The 16,414-nt window shown below is 70.4% G+C and carries 14 protein-coding genes; 6 read left to right on the forward strand and 8 right to left on the reverse strand.

Annotation, left to right across the window (positions count from 1 at the left end; genetic code table 11):
* Positions 1-224 precede the first annotated feature (224 nt).
* Positions 225-1,664: a helix-turn-helix domain-containing protein gene (locus tag ACFVH0_RS23505; protein WP_385822970.1), complete on the forward strand. Its 1,440-nt coding sequence runs from the start codon at positions 225-227 to the stop codon at positions 1,662-1,664.
* Between the two features lie 69 nt (positions 1,665-1,733).
* Here the strand turns inward: ACFVH0_RS23505 and argS are convergent, their stop codons facing one another.
* A complete protein-coding gene (argS, locus tag ACFVH0_RS23510) occupies positions 1,734-3,515 on the reverse strand; it encodes an arginine--tRNA ligase (RefSeq protein WP_385822972.1) in 1,782 nt (593 codons plus the stop codon).
* 172 nt (positions 3,516-3,687) lie between these two features.
* Between argS and lysS the strand changes: the two genes are divergently transcribed.
* Positions 3,688-5,454 (forward strand): lysine--tRNA ligase, encoded by a 1,767-nt coding sequence (gene lysS, locus ACFVH0_RS23515; protein WP_385822974.1) that lies wholly within the window; start codon positions 3,688-3,690, stop codon positions 5,452-5,454.
* A gap of 115 nt (positions 5,455-5,569) precedes the next feature.
* Here the strand turns inward: lysS and ACFVH0_RS23520 are convergent, their stop codons facing one another.
* From ACFVH0_RS23520 to ACFVH0_RS23530, 3 genes are all read right to left on the reverse strand, one after another.
* Positions 5,570-7,015: a DUF2637 domain-containing protein gene (locus ACFVH0_RS23520; RefSeq protein WP_385822975.1), complete on the reverse strand. Its 1,446-nt coding sequence runs from the start codon at positions 7,013-7,015 to the stop codon at positions 5,570-5,572.
* Positions 7,016-7,188: 173 nt separating this feature from the next.
* Positions 7,189-8,076 carry a DUF3558 family protein gene (locus ACFVH0_RS23525; RefSeq protein WP_385822977.1) on the reverse strand — a complete coding sequence of 296 codons (888 nt, stop codon included), beginning with the start codon at positions 8,074-8,076 and terminating at the stop codon, positions 7,189-7,191.
* A gap of 255 nt (positions 8,077-8,331) precedes the next feature.
* Complete coding sequence (locus tag ACFVH0_RS23530) at positions 8,332-9,231, reverse strand: DUF3558 domain-containing protein (protein WP_385822979.1); 900 nt, start codon at positions 9,229-9,231, stop codon at positions 8,332-8,334.
* A gap of 170 nt (positions 9,232-9,401) precedes the next feature.
* On the opposite strand from ACFVH0_RS23530, the gene ACFVH0_RS23535 reads away from it, so the two are divergent.
* Positions 9,402-10,595, forward strand: coding sequence for an RtcB family protein (locus tag ACFVH0_RS23535; protein ID WP_385822982.1), 1,194 nt, complete (start codon positions 9,402-9,404; stop codon positions 10,593-10,595).
* A 73-nt stretch (positions 10,596-10,668) separates the two neighbouring features.
* Here ACFVH0_RS23535 and ACFVH0_RS23540 read toward each other — a convergent pair whose 3' ends face one another.
* Together ACFVH0_RS23540 and ACFVH0_RS23545 are read right to left on the reverse strand one after the other, a co-directional pair.
* The gene (locus ACFVH0_RS23540; RefSeq protein WP_385822984.1) at positions 10,669-11,427 is read right to left on the reverse strand and encodes an SDR family NAD(P)-dependent oxidoreductase; all 759 of its coding nucleotides are present in this window, start codon (positions 11,425-11,427) and stop codon (positions 10,669-10,671) included.
* Between the two features lie 209 nt (positions 11,428-11,636).
* On the reverse strand, positions 11,637-11,972 hold the full coding sequence (locus tag ACFVH0_RS23545; protein ID WP_259930096.1) for a YnfA family protein: 336 nt from the start codon (positions 11,970-11,972) through the stop codon (positions 11,637-11,639).
* Between the two features lie 85 nt (positions 11,973-12,057).
* Between ACFVH0_RS23545 and ACFVH0_RS23550 the strand changes: the two genes are divergently transcribed.
* Complete coding sequence (locus ACFVH0_RS23550) at positions 12,058-12,618, forward strand: hypothetical protein (RefSeq protein WP_385822986.1); 561 nt, start codon at positions 12,058-12,060, stop codon at positions 12,616-12,618.
* Positions 12,619-12,709: 91 nt separating this feature from the next.
* On the opposite strand, the gene ACFVH0_RS23555 is transcribed toward ACFVH0_RS23550, so the two are convergent.
* Positions 12,710-14,167, reverse strand: coding sequence for an FAD-dependent monooxygenase (locus ACFVH0_RS23555; protein WP_385822988.1), 1,458 nt, complete (start codon positions 14,165-14,167; stop codon positions 12,710-12,712).
* A gap of 125 nt (positions 14,168-14,292) precedes the next feature.
* Between ACFVH0_RS23555 and ACFVH0_RS23560 the strand changes: the two genes are divergently transcribed.
* Entirely contained in the window at positions 14,293-14,865 is a 573-nt protein-coding gene (locus ACFVH0_RS23560) for a TetR family transcriptional regulator (protein ID WP_385822990.1), read from the forward strand.
* 125 nt (positions 14,866-14,990) lie between these two features.
* A complete protein-coding gene (locus ACFVH0_RS23565; protein WP_385822992.1) occupies positions 14,991-15,479 on the forward strand; it encodes a MarR family winged helix-turn-helix transcriptional regulator in 489 nt (162 codons plus the stop codon).
* 154 nt (positions 15,480-15,633) lie between these two features.
* Here the strand turns inward: ACFVH0_RS23565 and ACFVH0_RS23570 are convergent, their stop codons facing one another.
* The gene (locus tag ACFVH0_RS23570) at positions 15,634-16,377 is read right to left on the reverse strand and encodes a Mut7-C RNAse domain-containing protein (RefSeq protein ID WP_385822994.1); all 744 of its coding nucleotides are present in this window, start codon (positions 16,375-16,377) and stop codon (positions 15,634-15,636) included.
* Positions 16,378-16,414 lie beyond the last annotated feature (37 nt).

Here is a 16,414-nt window from a genome sequence, read left to right on the forward strand (position 1 = left end):
ACTCCGATGGCCACGGCATCGATGGGCTCGATGCGGAAGTGGATTCGCACTGCGTTGTCCCGGTGGTCGCTGCGGTGTGTTCACAGATTGCGGGGCGACGGATTCCGGCCGCAACGCCGAACAGCCCATTGGGGATGCTGGAATGGCTGCGCGTACTGTGACCTGGGCAGATTCCACGTCCCTGGAACGGCGTTCCGGGACGGACCAGGAGGGGGAACGCCGCAGTGGTGACGCCGGAGGCCGGGGAGTTCGCGGCTCTGCTGAAGGAACTGAAGGAGCGTTCGGGACGCAGCTACGGGGTGCTCGCCGGGAGACTGCACGTCAGTACGTCGACGCTGCACCGGTACTGCAACGGTGACGCGGTGCCGAACGAGTACGCCCCGGTGGAGCGGCTGGCGCGGTTGTGTGCGGCGACTCCGGAGGAGCTGGTGGAGCTGCACCGGCGGTGGATCGTGGCGGACGCGGCGCGGCGACGCCCTGCCGCAACTGCTTCCGCGGCTGCCCCTGTTCCCGCTCCTGTCTCCGGGAAGCCGGAGCCGGAGCCGGTTGAGGTTTCCGGGGCAGGGGCAGAGACCCGTGGCGACGCGTCCGAGAGCACGCCCGAACCTGAACCCGAGTCCGAGCATGCGCCCGAACCCGAACCCGAACCCGAACCCGAACCCGAACCCGAACCCACGATTCTGGCCGGTGGGCCGAGCCGGCCCCGGCGGTTCCTGGCCTCCGCGCGGACGAAGGTACTGCTCGCGGCCGTCGCCGTTGTCGCGCTGACCGTGCCGACCTCGATCGTCGTCAGCAATCTGTCGGGCACGGACAAGGACGATCTCAGCAACATCCCCGCCGTGGACGCGAAGGGCCCGGACGAGGCCGAGATCGCCGGGCCCGGCGACGACGCGAGCGTCACCGCCTCACCGAGCGCGAAGAAGTCGGGCAAGCCCGTGCCGTCCGGCTCGGGGACCGTCTCGGCCCCGCCGTCCGGCGGCGCCTCCGCCACGACCGGGGGACGTGGCTCGGGATCCGGCTCGGGTGGCCGGCAGAGCGGGGGCGTGCCGCTGAGCGCCACCATCAGCTCGTACAACTGGGAAGAGCCCTGCGGCCAGCACTACGTACTGGACCAGAAGCCGGAGGATGTGCCTCCGCCGCCCGCGCCGCAGGGCACCCGGGGCTGGGCCAAGGCGCTCGGCGGGGTGGACGGCGGCAGCATGCAGCTCGAAGTCACCGTGCAGGGGAAGTCGGGGCAGGCCGTCGTGCTGAACGGACTGCATGTGCGGACGCTGTCCCGGAAGGCGCCGCTGGCGTGGTCGGCGTACTCGATGGGCGAGGGCTGCGGGAGCGGTGTCACTCCGCAGTCCTTCGACGTCGACCTCGACGACAGCCGGCCGAACCTCACCCCGGTGGCGGGGCAGCAGGGGGATACACGGGTGCCGCCGAAGGACTTCCCGTTCAAGGTGACCTCCACCGATGTGGAGGTGCTCGACCTCAAGGTCCACGTCGAAGGGCACGACGTCAGCTGGTACCTGGACCTGGAGTGGAGCAGCGGAGGCCGGACGGGGATGCTGCGCATCGACGACGGCGGGAAGCCCTTCCGTACCAGCAGCATCCAGGCGCGGCCGAAGTACATGTACCGGTACGACACGGCCCAGTGGGTGACCAAGGAGTGGGACTAGCGTCCCTCGTGGTCACGGCCACCGGGCCGGTGCGTACGGGCGGGCGCCCCGGGCAGGGGCGCCCGGCGGTCAGAGGCGCTCGGGGGTCCGGATGCCGAGCAGCTCCATGCCCCGGTGCAGGGTGCGGGCGGTGAGGTCCGAGAGGAAGAGGCGGTTCTCGGCCACATCGCCCGGAACCTCGGGCTTGAGCACCGGGCACTGGTCGTAGAACGTCGTGAAGAGCGACGACAGCTGGTAGAGGTACGAGGCCAGCTTGTGCGGCTCGTACGCGGCGGCGACCTCGGCCACGACCTCGGCGAACTGGTCCAGGTGCAGGGCCAGCGCGCGCTCGGCCGGGGCCAGCTCCAGCTCCGGGTGGGGCTGGGACTTCAGCTCGCCCGCCTTGCGCTTGATCGAGCGGGACCGGGCGTGCGCGTACTGGATGTACACGCTGGTGTCGCCGGTCAGCGAGACCATCTGGTCCAGGTCGAACTTGTAGTCGCGGGCGGCCGACGTGGACAGGTCCGCGTACTTCACCGCGCCGATGCCGACCTGCGTGGCGCGCTCGGTGATCTCGTCCTCGGTGAGGTCCTTGGCCTTCTCGCGCACGACGGTGGACGCCCGGTCGATCGCCTCGTCCAGGAGGTCGGCCAGCCGGACCGTCTCGCCCTCACGGGTCTTGAACGGCTTGCCGTCCTTGCCGAGCACCGTGCCGAAGGCGAGCTGGACGGCCTTGACGTCCTCGTTCAGCCAGCCGGCCCGGCGGGCCGTCTCGAAGACCATCTTGAAGTGCAGGGCCTGCCGGGCGTCCACGACGTACAGCAGGGTGTTCGCCTTGAGGTTCTGCACCCGGTCGCGGATCGCGGAGAGGTCGGTCGCCGCGTAGCCGTAGCCGCCGTTCGACTTCTTGACGATCAGCGGCGTCGGGTTGCCGTCCGGGCCCTTCACGTCGTCGAAGAAGACACAGAGCGCGCCCTCGGAGCGGACGGCGACGCCCGACTCCTCAAGGATCCGGCAGGTCTCCTCAAGCATGTCGTTGTAGCCGGACTCGCCGACGATGTCGGCGTCCCGGATCTCCATGTCGAGCTTGTTGAAGACCGAGTAGAAGTAGATCTTCGACTCGTCGACGAAGCGCTGCCACATGGCGAGCGTCTCCTCGTCACCGGCCTGGAGGGCCACGACGCGGTCCCGGGAGCGGGCCTTGAACTCCTCGTCGGAGTCGAAGAGCGCGCGGGAGGCCTTGTAGAGCCGGTTCAGCGAGGACATGGCGGCCTCGCCGTCCACCTCGCCGCCGTCGCCCTCGTGGGTCAGCTCGCCCGGGTGCTCGGTCAGGTACTGGATGAGCATGCCGAACTGGGTGCCCCAGTCACCGATGTGGTGCCTGCGGACCACGGACTCGCCCGTGAACTCCAGGATCTGCGCCATCGCGTCACCGATCACCGCGGAACGCAGGTGGCCGACGTGCATCTCCTTGGCCACGTTCGGCTGCGCGTAGTCGATGACGGTCGTGCCCGCGGCGCTGTTGTACGGCACACCGAGCCGGTCCTCGTCGTCCGCGGCGCGTGCGGCGAGGGTCTCGATGATCGCCCGGTCGGCGAGCGTGATGTTGAGGAAGCCGGGGCCGGAGACCTCGATCTCCTTGATCAGCCCGCCCGCCGGGATCGCGGCCGTGACCTGAGCGGCGAGCTCGCGCGGGTTGCCCTTGAGTTTCTTGGCGAGGGCCAGGATGCCGTTGGCCTGGAAGTCGGCCCGGTCGCTTCGGCGCAGCAGCGGGTCCGCGGTGCCGGCATCCGGCAGGGCTGCCGTCAGGGCGTCCGCCAGCTGCTGCTGGAGCGTGGAAGCGAGGGAATTGACCGAGCCGTGCTCAGGCATGGGACGGGCTGCCGTTTCCGTAGGAGTACAAGGGATCACGCCCAGTATCCCATGGGGTGTAAAGCCGTTTTCGCGCTGCCGGTGGGACCTGGGAGAATGGGCGTGCCCCCGTGGCGTGCCCCTATGAGGTCCCACAAGGGTGTTTCCTACGAGTCCTACAAGAGAGAAGGACGTGCAGACCGTGGCTCAGAGTCAGAGCAGCACAGAGACCGACTGGGTCTCCCGCTTCGCGGACGATGTCATCGCCGAATCGGAGCGTCGTGCGCCTGGCAAACCGGTCGTCGTCGCGTCCGGCCTCTCCCCGTCGGGCCCGATCCACCTGGGCAACCTCCGCGAGGTCATGACCCCGCACCTGGTCGCCGACGAGATCCGCCGCCGGGGGTACACCGTCCGGCACCTGATCTCGTGGGACGACTACGACCGGTACCGCAAGGTGCCGAACGGTGTCCCGGGCATCGACGAGTCCTGGGCCGAGCACATCGGCAAGCCGCTGACCTCGGTGCCCGCCCCGGCCGGGTCCGCGTACCCGAACTGGGCCGAGCACTTCAAGGCCGCCATGACCGCCGCCCTGGACGAGCTGGGCGTCGAGTACGACGGCATCAGCCAGACCGAGCAGTACACGGCGGGCGCCTATCGCGAGCAGATCCTGCACGCGATGAAGCACCGCGCCGACATCGACGCCGTCCTCGACCGGTACCGGACGAAGAAGGACCCGGCGGCCGCGGGCGCCAAGGGCGGCAAGAAGCCGCAGCAGCAGAAGAAGGTCGACGAGGCCGAGCTGGAGGCCGAGGCGGGCTCCGGCGCGGCGAGCGAGGACGACGGCAGCGGCGGCTCGTCCGGCTACTTCCCGTACAAGCCCTACTGCGGCAACTGCGAGAAGGACCTCACCACCGTCACGTCGTACGACGACGACAGCACCGAGCTGAACTACACCTGCACGGCCTGCGGCTTCGCCGAGACGGTGCGGCTGAGCGAGTTCAACCGCGGCAAGCTGGTCTGGAAGGTCGACTGGCCGATGCGCTGGGCGTACGAGGGCGTGATCTTCGAGCCGAGCGGGGTGGACCACTCCTCGCCGGGCTCGTCGTTCGTCGTCGGCGGCCAGATCGTCCGCGAGATCTTCGACGGGGTGCAGCCGATCGGCCCGATGTACGCCTTCGTCGGCATCTCAGGCATGGCGAAGATGTCCTCCAGCAAGGGCGGCGTGCCGACCCCGGCCGACGCGCTGAAGATCATGGAGGCGCCGCTGCTGCGCTGGCTGTACGCGCGCCGCAAGCCCAACCAGTCCTTCAAGATCGCCTTCGACCAGGAGATCCAGCGGCTCTACGACGAGTGGGACTCGCTGGCGCGCAAGGTCGCCGACGGCTCGGTGCTGCCGGCCGACGCCGCCGCGTACTCGCGGGCCATCGGCACGGCCGCCGGTGAGTTGCCGAGCACGCCGCGCCCGCTGCCGTACCGGACGCTCGCCTCGGTCGTCGACATCACGGCCGGGCACGACGAGCAGACGCTGCGCATCCTGAGCGAGCTGGACCCGGAGAATCCGCTGACCTCGCTGGACGAGGCGCGGCCGCGGCTGGACCGCGCGGAGAACTGGATCACCAGCCAGGTCCCGGCCGAGGCCCGCACGATCGTGCGCGACGAGCCGGACAAGGAGCTGCTCGGCTCGCTGGACGAGCAGGGTCGCCAGTCGCTGCGGCTGCTCGTGGAGGGGCTGGACTCGCACTGGTCGCTGGACGGGCTCACCACGCTCGTCTACGGCGTGCCGAAGATCCTGGCGGGCCTGGAGCCGGACGCCAGGCCGACGCCCGAGCTGAAGGTCGCGCAGCGTTCGTTCTTCGCGCTGCTGTACCGGCTGCTGGTCAGCCGGGACACGGGGCCGCGGCTGCCCACGCTGCTGCTGGCCGTGGGCGCCGACCGGGTGCGCAGGCTGCTGGGCGCGTAACGGCCTCCGGTCCGCTCCGGGCCGTGCTGTGCGGAAGGGCCGTCACCCGGTGGATCGGGTGGCGGCCCTTCGGCGTCGCGTTGCCGGTCGTGCTGTGTGGTCGGCTCCGCGGTTCTCAGGCGATGTGGTCCGCTTCGAGTTCGGCGTGGTAGCGGTTCTTGAACTCCGGCATCATGCGGCGGATCAGCGCCGCGCTGCGCGGGTGCCTGACGTTGTGGCCGTCCGTGACGTGTATGTCCAGGGCGTCGACACTCGGGTAGTCGTTGTGCTGGTTCACGAACGCGGCGAACACCTCGTACGCGATCGCGGCGAACTCCGCGTCCTCCTGCGCCCACTCGGCGGGGTCCTGCTCGGGCTCCTGGGGCTGCTCCTGGAGCTGGAGCTGTTCCTGGAGCTCTTCCTGGGCCTCGTGGTTCTGCCGGGGCTGTTCCTGCTGCTGGTGCTCCGCGGCGCGGGGGCCGGGGACGGCGCCGATCGTGCCCACGCTGCCCAGGGGGCGGGTGCGGCCGCCGGGGCCCGAGGGGACCATCACCGGGGTCGGCTCCAGGCCCTCGACGTACGTCGGGTTGTAGGCGCTCTCGTACGCGTCGTCGGGGACCTGGGGCGCCGCGAACCAGGGGCTCTCGTGCGAGCCGGGTCCTTCCTGGGGCCACTCCTCGGCGGCACCGGGGTCGGAGGGGTGGCTGTGCTGCGGGCGTTGCTGTTGGGGTTGCTGGTGCTGCTGGTGCTGCTGGTGCTGCTGGTGGTGTTCGTGCTGCTTGTGGCCCTGTTCGTACTGCTCGGCGTACTGCTGCTCGGGGGCGTACGGCAACTCGGGCTGGGGCTCGCCCGATTCGACCTGGGCCGGGACGGGGGCCGGGGGGAGCAGGGCGGGTTCGATGCCCGCGGCGGCAAGACCGGCCGGCGCGGTCTCGGCGAGCGGGACGCCGTACTTCGCCAGGCGCAGCGGCATCAGGGACTCGACGGGGGCCTTGCGGCGCCAGTTGCGGCCGAAGCGGGCCTGGAGGCGGGCCTGGTAGATCAGCCGGTCCTGTTCGAGCTTGATGACCTGCTCGTAACTGCGGAGCTCCCAGAGCTTCATCCGGCGCCACAGCTTGAACGTGGGGATGGGGGAGAGCATCCAGCGGGTGAGGCGGACGCCCTCCATGTGCTTGTCGGCCGTGATGTCGGCGATCCGGCCCACCGCGTGGCGGGCGGCCTCGACGGAGACCACGAAGAGCACCGGGATGACCGCGTGCATGCCGACGCCGAGCGGGTCGGGCCAGGCCGCGGCGCCGTTGAAGGCGATCGTGGCGGCGGTCAGCAGCCAGGCGGTCTGGCGCAGCAGCGGGAACGGGATGCGCAGCCAGGTCAGCAGCAGGTCCAGCGCGAGCAGGACGCAGATCCCCGCGTCGATGCCGATCGGGAAGACCAGCGAGAAGTCGCCGAAGCCCTTCTGGAGGGCGAGCTCGCGCACCGCCGCGTACGAACCCGCGAACCCGATCGCGGCGATGAGCACCGCTCCGGCGACCACGAGACCGATGAGTATCCGGTGGGTGCGTGTCAGCTGCATCGCGGCCACCCGCGTTCCCTCCCCGTTTCCCGTATCCGACGTCATGTTCCGGCGTCGTGCTGTGACTTCCGGCGGGCACAGCCTGGCACATGAGGGCGCGGGGCGTTGCGCGGGGAGGGGCGAAGCCCGGCGCTCGGGGGAGCACCGGGCTTCGTGAAGCCGTCTCCGGGCCGGGGCGTTTGCTAGCTGGTCTTCCTGACGGAGGACTTCTGGGCGGAGGTCTTCTTCTTGTCCGTCGACTTCTTGCTGTCGTCGGAATTGTCGTCATCGGTCTTGCTGTCCGAGGACTTGGGGTCGTCCGCCTTGTCCGTGGCCTTCTCGCCCGGCGTGGCCGTGCCGGACTTGTCGCCCGGGTCCGTGCCGGCGGCGACCGCGGCCACCGCTTCCTTGACCGCCTTCTCGGCGCCCTTCAGGATGTCGCCGGCGGAGGGGGTCTTCGCGCCCGCGTAGCCCGCACCGTTGTAGGTGAGGGTGATGACGACGTTCTCCGTACGGGTCACGACCGTGGCGTACTTGAAGTCCTCGCCGGTCTTGCTGAGGTCGTAGGTGATCGTGCTTGCCTGGTCCCCGATGCCCCCGGCGGGCGCTTCGACGACCTTCTTGGCGCCCTCGGTCGCCTTCGCCTTTTCGACCTGCTTCGCGAAGTCCTGCTGGGCACGCTTGGCGCCGCTGCCCAGGGCCTGGTCCGAGTCGAAGCGGGTGAAGCCGACGTCGAGCCAGCGGTACTGGGAGCCCTTCACGCCGTTGTCGTCGAGGCCGTTCCAGGAGCAGCCGGCGCGAGAGGTGATGTCGCTGGAGTTGGCGGCCGTGCCGTTCTTGGACTTCGCCGAGGGAACCAGGGACCTGACCGTCTTCGTGGTGATCGACTTGCACGGGTCGGGCAGCGCGGCGAACTTCGCGGGCTCGACGGTCGGTTCCGCCTTCTTGCTCGCGCTCGGCGATGCGGACGACGCGGACGAGCCCGATTCCTTCTTGTCGCCGGAGTCCGACGAGCAGCCGGCGACGACGAGCATCACCGGGACGGCGGCGCAGGCGAGTATGCGGGAGAGTCGCGGGGCTGAACGGTGCATGGTTCCTTCACTCGGGTGGCGCGGCGGGCGGGCTGCCAGGTGGTCGGGCGGTGGTCGGGCGGGGGTGCGGAGGGTGGTCGGGCGGTGGTCGGCCGGGGTTCCGGAGAGTGGTCGGCCGATGTTCCGGAGGGTTTCCCGGAAGCTGCTCCGGAGGGTTTTCCGGAGGGCCACGGTACGACGGACTGCGACCGGATGCCGCCTCGGCCGGGGGTCCGACGGTCGTGGGCGACGTGGGTCAGGGGCGCCCGGGACGGGTCATTCGCTGAACTTCTCTACCAGCTTCCGGGCCACTGCCTGGGCCTTCTCCTGCAGTTCCTTGCTGTCGGGGACCACGGTGGAGACGGCCGGCTGCTCGGCGTACTCGACGGTCACGATGACGTTCGATGTGCGGAATACCACCTTCACCGTGCGGTGCTGTGCGGTGGAACCTGCCCGGGTGAGCAGATCGTCCAGAAATGCACTGTCGCCGAGGTCGTCGAGGACGCGCGGCTGAAGGCTCTCGTCCGGGGTTCCGGTGCCGTCGTCGGTGTTGTCGCCGTCGGTGTCTCCGCCGGTCGCCGCGTCGGTGCCGTCGTCCTCGGGGGTGGGGCCGGTCAGGGCGTGCGAGGTGGGGTCGGAGGCGTCGTCGGAGGCGGCGGTCGTCTGCTTCTTCCCGTCCTCGTCCTTCCCGGTTTCCTTGTCCACCGCGTTCTCCGTGCCCTTCGTGGCGTCGGGGGTCGCGGAGGGGGAGGACAGTCCGGCGGCGGTCTCCTTCTTCGTGTACACCTCGCGGGCGCGGTCGTCGTCGCTCACCGCGGGGTCGTAGGACACGACGCGCTCGAAGTCGATGAACAGGGTGCGCGAGGAGGAGGGGCCCTCGGACTTCCAGCTGCAGCCGACCCGGCGGTCGGTGTCGTAGGTGACGGAGGCGGTGCCCTCGTACACCTTCTGCTGCTGTTCCTCGCTGAGTTCGGCGGCGCCCGGGAGCAGTTCCTTCAGCGTCGAGGACTCGATGGCGCGGCAAGGATCGGGAAGGGTCCGGTACTTGCCCGGGGTCGCGGCGGCGACGGTCTCCTCGCCGGGCTTGCTGTCGGCTGCGGAACCACCGGTTCCGGAGTCGGCGCTGCAGCCGACGACGAGCGCTGCCAGTAGCGCGGTGCCGGTTACGAAGGCCATTCGTCGCACGGTCCTGGGCTCCCTTCGTGCGAAAAACGGTTGCCGCCCGATGGCGACCGGTGGACACAATGTGTATCGCACGCGCCGCTGTGAATGCCGGTCGACCGACTCATTTGCCGACCTTGGCACCGGTTTTGCGCTTTCAGACTTTTCGGGGGAATCGAGGAACTATGTCTTATGTAGAGGTGCCGGGGGCGAAGGTTCCCATCCGCATGTGGGCCGACCCGGCCTCGGTCGAGGACGTCGCGATGCGGCAGCTGCACAATGTGGCCACGCTGCCCTGGATCAAGGGTCTCGCCGTCATGCCGGACGTTCATTTCGGTAAGGGCGCGACGGTCGGTTCGGTGATCGCGATGCACGGTGCGGTCTGCCCGGCGGCGGTCGGTGTGGACATCGGCTGCGGAATGTCCGCGGTGAAGACCTCCCTGACGGCCAATGACCTGCCGGGCGACCTGTCCCGGCTGCGGTCGAGCATCGAGCAGGCCATTCCGGTGGGCCGGGGCATGCACGACGACGCCGTGGAGCCGGACCGGCTGTACGGCCTCCGGGTGCCGGGCTGGGACGACTTCTGGGGACGGTTCGACGGGGTGGCCGACGCGGTCAAGTTCCGTCAGGAACGTGCCACGAAGCAGATGGGGACGCTCGGATCGGGCAACCACTTCATCGAGTTCTGCCTCGACGAGGCGGGTTCGGTCTGGCTGATGCTGCACTCCGGATCGCGGAACATCGGCAAGGAACTGGCCGACTTCCACATCGGGCAGGCGCAGAAGCTGCCGCACAACCAGGACCTGATCGACCGGGATCTGGCGGTGTTCATCGCCGACACTCCGGAGATGGCGGCGTACCGGAATGACCTGTTCTGGGCGCAGGAGTACGCGAAGCACAACCGGGCCATCATGATGGCGCTCTTCCAGAACGTGGTCCGCAAGGAGTTCAAGAAGGCCAAGGTGACCTTCGAGCCGGTCATCTCCTGCCATCACAACTACGTGGCGGAGGAGCGGTACGAGGGCATGGACCTGCTGGTCACGCGGAAGGGCGCGATCCGTGCGGGTTCCGGGGACTTCGGGATCATCCCGGGTTCGATGGGTACCGGTTCGTACATCGTGAAGGGCCTCGGGAACGAGAAGTCGTTCAACTCGGCCTCGCACGGCGCCGGTCGGAAGATGAGCCGGAACGCCGCGAAGCGGCGCTTCTCGACGCGCGACCTGGAGGACCAGACGCGGGGCGTGGAGTGCCGTAAGGACTCCGGCGTCGTGGACGAGATTCCGGCCGCGTACAAGCCGATCGAGAAGGTCATCGAGCAGCAGCGGGACCTGGTGGAGGTCGTCGCCAAGCTCAAGCAGATCGTGTGCGTGAAGGGCTGAACCGGTTCTTCGCGCACGGTGGACGGAGGGGCCCGGGACGCGGGTGGTGTGTCCCGGGCCTCTTCCTGTCCGGTCAGGCGGTGCGGTGGACCTTGGAGTTGGAGGCCTGGGCGCGGGGGCGGACGACCAGGAGGTCGATGTTGACGTGGCTGGGCCGGGTGACGGCCCAGGAGATGGTGTCGGCCACGTCGTCGGCGGTGAGGGGGGCGTCGACGCCCGCGTACACCTTGGCGGCCTTCTCGGTGTCGCCGCGGAAGCGGGTGGTGGCGAACTCCTCGGTCTTGACCATGCCAGGGGCGACCTCGATGACGCGGACCGGGGTGCCGACGATCTCCAGGCGGAGGGTCTCGGCGAGGACGTGCTCGCCGTGCTTGGCGGCCACGTAACCGCCGCCGCCCTCGTACGTGGAGAGGCCCGCGGTGGAGGAGAGGATGACCACCGTGCCGTCGCCGCTCGCGGTGAGGGCGGGGAGCAGGGCCTGGGTGACGTTGAGCGTGCCGATGACGTTGGTCTCGTACATCTGGCGCCAGTCGGCGGGGTCGCCGCTGGCGACGGGGTCGGCCCCGAGTGCGCCCCCCGCGTTGTTGACGAGGACCGCGAGGGTACGGAACGCCGTGGCGAACTCGTCCACCGCATCGCGGTCGGTGACGTCCAGCGCGTAGGCCGTGGCCTGGTGGCCGGCCTCGTTGATCTCGGCGGCGAGCGCCTCGATGCGGTCCTTGCGGCGGGCGGTCACCACGACGCGGTAGCCGGCGGCGGCGAGCTGTCGGGCGGTCGCGGCGCCGATGCCGCTGCTCGCTCCGGTGATGACGGCGATCGGGGTGGCGGCCATGGCGGACTCCTCGGACAGCTGATCGGTACGGGGGCCAGGATAGGCAGGCGCGGGGTGGAGCGGGGCGGGGTGGGGTGGTGGTGCGGGGAGGGGAAGTGGTGCGGGGCGGGGTGGGAGTGGTGCGGGGAGGAAGTGGTGCGGTGCGGGGTGGGAGTGGTGCGGGGAGGAAGTGGTGCGGGCGGAAGCGGTGTGGGCGGTAGCGGGCGGGGTCAGTGACTGCGGGGGGCGTACATGATCACTGCCATGCCGGCCAGGCAGATCAGCGCGCCGATCACGTCCCAGCGGTCGGGGCGGTAGCCGTCGGCGACCATGCCCCAGGCGATCGAGCCGGCGACGAAGACCCCGCCGTAGGCGGCGAGGATGCGGCCGAACTCGCCGTCCGGCTGGAGCGTGGCGACGAAGCCGTAGGCACCCAGCGCGATGACGCCCGCCCCGATCCAGATCCAGCCCCGGTGTTCACGCACGCCCTGCCAGACCAGCCAGGCGCCCCCGATCTCGAAAAGGGCGGCGACGACGAAGAGAGCGACGGATCGGGCGATCGACATGGGGGCAGCGTGTCATGTGGAGGGAAGGGCGCGCCGAACCGGTCGGTAAATACGGATGATTCGGGGCGATCTGTATCTTCGGGGCATGGTAGTGACACATAGAGCTGCGCGAGCCGTCTCCGTGACGGCGCTGTTGGCCGGGAGCACGGTGCTGGGGGCGGGGGTCGCGGCTGCCGTGCCTGCCGCGCCTTCCGCGGCCGTGGCGTCCTCCGCGCTCACCGGGGCGTCCGCTCTTCCCGAGTCCCTCGTGGGCATCGCGCCCGAGGCCGATGTGTCGCACCACGGGCATGTCCTGCTGTGGGGTGCGGGGCTCAAGGTCCGGGTGCGGACCGAGAACCACGGCCCGTCGAGCCTGACCGGAGTGACCGTGCGCGTGCGGACCTCGACGGCGCTCGCCGCACGGCAGGTACTTCCGCCGAGCTGTCTGCAGGCCGACCGGCGGACCGTGCTGTGCCGCACGGGCAGCCTGCGCGCCGACGGGGCGCAGGAGCGGAGGCTCGCTCTCGAACTGCGGCTCGCCGGGCGGCCGGACGAGGTCGTCGTGCGGGTCGACACCCTGTGGAACGGCGGAGCGACCGACCGGAACCCCGGGAACGACGACCACGAGGTGCTGGCCCCGGCCACCGGTGACGAGTACGTGTTCTGAGCTCCTGAGGGTGACACGGCGGTTGGTTCGGGCGCGGTACTCGTGGGGACCGGCGATGCGGGCCCTGTGTTCATCGCGGGCCGCCCCGTGCTCATCGGTCGAGTGCGGCCCGCAGGGCCGCCGGGTCGGGGTGGTCGCTCGCCCAGGCGATGTAGCCGTCGGGGCGGACGAGCAGGGCGGTGGCACGGTCGCCCTGCCAGTGGGCGTGCATCAGCGGGGCCGGTGATGCCGGAGTGGCGGTGCCTTCGGGGGTGACCAGGACGAACGTGCCGTCGCGCAGCAGTTGGTGCAGGCGGCCCTCCCGGAGGCTCAGGTCGGGGGCGCGCTTCGCGGTCAGGGGATGCGCGCCGCGCGGGGCCCGGTAGGCGATCGAGATGCCGGAGACCATGCCGATGGCCTTGTCCGAGGCGGGCCGGACGATGGCCAGCGTCCTGGCGGTGGCGGCTCTGACCGTCCGCTGGAGCGGGGTGCGGGCCATGGCGAGACGGACGAGCGCGCCGCTGGTGCGGAGCACTGTCGTGCCGACCGGGTGCCGTTCGGCGTGGTAGCTGTCGAGGAGCGCTTCCGGGGCGGCCGTGTGCCCCCGCAGTACGGCGGCGAGCTTCCAGGAGAGGTTGGCCGCGTCCTGGAGGCCGGTGTTCATGCCCTGGCCGCCCGCGGGGGAGTGGACGTGGGCCGCGTCCCCGGCGAGGAAGACCCGGCCGGTCCGGTAGGACGGCACCTGGCGCTCGTCGCTGTGGAAGCGGGAGATCCAGCGGGCTCCGTGCATGCCGAAGTCGGTGCCGAGGGCGGCTTGGCAGATCTCGCGCAGCTCGTCGAGGTCGACGGGGTCGCTGTCGGCGGCCTGGCGCGCACGGTGCCACCCCATCACGCGGTACCAGCCGTCGCCGAAGGGTGCGATGAAGGCGAAGGCGTCTCCCCCGCCGCTGACCGCCAGGATGTCGGAGGGATCTTCGGTGAGCCGGACATCGGCGAGGATGATCGACCGGATCACCGATCTGCCGGGGAAAGGAAGCCCGAGCGCATGGCGCACGGGGCTGCGCATTCCGTCGGCGCCGACGAGATAGCGGGCGGTGAGGGTCGTCCGGCTGTCGTCCGCCTCGCGCAGCTCGGCGGTGACGGATTGCGCTGCGGCGCTCTGGTGGAGCGAGGTCAGCTCCGTCTCGTACCGGAAGTGGACACCGGCGGTGCGGGCCCGGCTCTCCAGCACGCGCTCCACCTCGTACTGCGGGGTGACCAGCACGAACGGGAAGCGGGTGCGCAGCCGGGAGAGGTCGAGCGAGAGCTTCCCGAAGAAGCGCAGGGAGGTGAGGGGCATACCCGTCTTGATCAGCTCGTCTGCCAGACCGCGACTGTCGAGCAGTTCGAGCGTGCGGGCATGCACGGCGAAGGCGCGCGTCATGTTGTTCGTCCGGTGCGGGCGGCGCTCCACGAGCGTGACGGAGATGCCCTGGGCGGCGAGATCCCCCGCCAGCAGCAGGCCGGTGGGGCCCGCGCCCACGATGAGTACGTCGACGGTCTCGGGTGCGGTGCTCGGGGTGGTGGTCATGACTGCCTCCTGGGCCCGTACAACAGCTGTCGCCGTTATGCCAACGAGTGTTGGTCAACGCTTGTTGGCAACGGTAGCTCCGGCGGGACTGGCATGTCAACGCTTGTTGGCCTACATTTGTTGGCATGACAGAGCCCGCCACCGCGCCCCGCCGTTCGGATGCCACCAAGGCCGCGATCCTCGATGCCGCACGCGAGCGGTTCGCCGCCGACGGGTATGAGCGCGCCACCATCCGGGCCATCGCCCGTGACGCGAACATCGACCCGTCGATGGTGATGCGCTACTACGGCAACAAGGAGGGGCTGTTCGTCGCCGCCTCCTCGATCGACCTGCGGATACCCGAGCTGGGCGCGTTGCCGGGCAAGCACGCGGGGGCGGTGCTCGTCGGGCATTTCCTGGACCGCTGGGAGGGTGACGACGTGCTCACGGGCATGCTCAGGGTCAGCGTCACCAACGAGGCGGGCGCCGAGCGGATGAGGGCGATCTTCGCCGGGCAGATCGGCGCGGTCACGGTCGGGGTCTGCCCCGTTCCGGCCGAAGCGTCCCGCCGTGCGGCGCTCGTCGCCTCGCAGATTCTCGGAATGGCGCTCGTACGCTATGTGCTGCGGTTCGGGCCCGCCGCCGAGATGTCGCGCGACGAGGTGATCGCCTGGCTCGCACCCACCGTCCAGCGCTATCTGACCGCCGAGACGCCGTAGCCCGGACTGACCGGCCTGGACTGACCGGCCTGGACTGACCGGCTTGGACTGACCGGCCCGGACCGGGTCTGACCTGGCCCGACCTGGCCGGGCCGAGGCCGTCGTCCGCTCCGTACACTCTCTGCATGCCGCAGAAGTCCCGGCTCGGCCGCAGTGCGCTGATGGCCGAGCTGACCGTCGAGTCACGCCGCTACATGGCCGCCTACGCGCTCTTCAACCAGGCCGTCGCCGACCATCTGCGGCTCCACCCGACCGATCTCCAGTGCCTCAACCTGCTCACTCTGGAGGCGGCGCCGGTCACCACGGGCCGCATCGCGGAGCTGACCGGGTTGACCACGGGGTCGGCGACCCGGCTGGTCGACCGGCTGGAGCGGGGCGGATACGTGACACGCGAGCGGGACACCGTCGACCGGCGACGGGTGCTCGTCACGACCGTGCCGGAGCGCATGGCGGAGATCGGCGCGGTCTGGGAGCGGCTGAACGGGGCGTGGGCGGCGATGTTCGAGGCGTACGACGACGATGAAGTGGCCCTGCTCATCGCCCACATGAGGCGGACGGTCGAGCTGAGCGCGCTACAGGTCGAGTCGCTGCGGGAGACCGCCGACGGCGCGTGACGGCGAGCGATGGCGTATGGCGTTGCCGGCGGGTGCAGCGGGTGCAGCGGGTGCAGCGGGTGCAGCGGGTGCAGCGGGTGCAGCGGGTGCAGCGGGTGCAGCGGGTGCAGCGGGTGCAGCGGGTGCGGCGGGTGCGGCGGGTGCGGTGCCGGGGCTATGCGCCGTCCGCCGACGTGGGTGCGAATTCCCGGAGGGCCTTCGTGACGATCGCTTCCAGATGGGAGTGGTGGGCGCCCCGCCAGTAGACGCGGTCGCACTCCGTGCACTGCGCGAAGACGTCGTACGAGCGCCGGGTGCCGTGCTCCAGCTGCCCGCTGACCGTGTCCTTGTCGGCCGCCTTCAGCGGGCCGTTGCAGGCGGTGCACCTGGTCCATGGGGCGAGGTGCGGGGCGAACCGCTCCAGCACGTCGCGGAGTTGGTCCTCCGGACGGTCGCTGTAGACGTACGCCCCGGCCCAGATCTCCCGCCGGTGCAGCAGCCCGCGGTCCCGTGAGAGCAGTACGCGCCGCTCCTGTGCCGACCGGGCGGCCAGCGCGGGATCGCCGATGTCCTCGCTCTCGTACGCCGCGTCGACACCCAGCAGCCGCAGCCGTCGGGCCAGGGTGCCGAGGTGGACGTCGAGCAGGAACCGCAGGGGCGCGCCCGGGACCTGCTGCGGGCGTGCCACGGCGCGTACCTCGACCAGCTCCCCGGCCCCCGGGATGTGCGAGACCGGCACGGGCCGGCCGTCGACCAGGATCTCTCCGGCCTCGGTGAGCGGGATGCCGAGCGACTCCACGACATGGCCGAGAGTGGACGAGCCGTCCGTGGTCACGGCCGTGCGCCCCCGGCGGCGCTCATGTGCGACGAAGAGCCGCAGCTCGGGGGCGACTTCGAGGTGGATCTCCGGTCCGTTCACCCCGCCAGGATGTCATCGGCCGGGGTGTGCCAGCCAG

The sequence above is a fragment of the Streptomyces sp. NPDC127117 genome, from assembly GCF_042677325.1.
GTDB lineage: Bacteria > Actinomycetota > Actinomycetes > Streptomycetales > Streptomycetaceae > Streptomyces.

Excerpts from the sequence above, each read along its gene's own strand:
- argS (WP_385822972.1), bottom strand. The coding sequence starts at position 3,515 with ATGCCTGAGCACGGCTCGGTCAATTCCCTCGCTTCCACGCTCCAGCAG.
- ACFVH0_RS23525 (WP_385822977.1), bottom strand. The coding sequence starts at position 8,076 with ATGCACCGTTCAGCCCCGCGACTCTCCCGCATACTCGCCTGCGCCGCC.
- ACFVH0_RS23550 (WP_385822986.1), top strand. The coding sequence starts at position 12,058 with ATGGTAGTGACACATAGAGCTGCGCGAGCCGTCTCCGTGACGGCGCTG.
- ACFVH0_RS23530 (WP_385822979.1), bottom strand. The coding sequence starts at position 9,231 with ATGGCCTTCGTAACCGGCACCGCGCTACTGGCAGCGCTCGTCGTCGGC.
- ACFVH0_RS23565 (WP_385822992.1), top strand. The coding sequence starts at position 14,991 with ATGCCGCAGAAGTCCCGGCTCGGCCGCAGTGCGCTGATGGCCGAGCTG.
- ACFVH0_RS23535 (WP_385822982.1), top strand. The coding sequence starts at position 9,402 with ATGTCTTATGTAGAGGTGCCGGGGGCGAAGGTTCCCATCCGCATGTGG.
- ACFVH0_RS23540 (WP_385822984.1), bottom strand. The coding sequence starts at position 11,427 with ATGGCCGCCACCCCGATCGCCGTCATCACCGGAGCGAGCAGCGGCATC.
- ACFVH0_RS23545 (WP_259930096.1), bottom strand. The coding sequence starts at position 11,972 with ATGTCGATCGCCCGATCCGTCGCTCTCTTCGTCGTCGCCGCCCTTTTC.
- ACFVH0_RS23555 (WP_385822988.1), bottom strand. The coding sequence starts at position 14,167 with ATGACCACCACCCCGAGCACCGCACCCGAGACCGTCGACGTACTCATC.
- ACFVH0_RS23560 (WP_385822990.1), top strand. The coding sequence starts at position 14,293 with ATGACAGAGCCCGCCACCGCGCCCCGCCGTTCGGATGCCACCAAGGCC.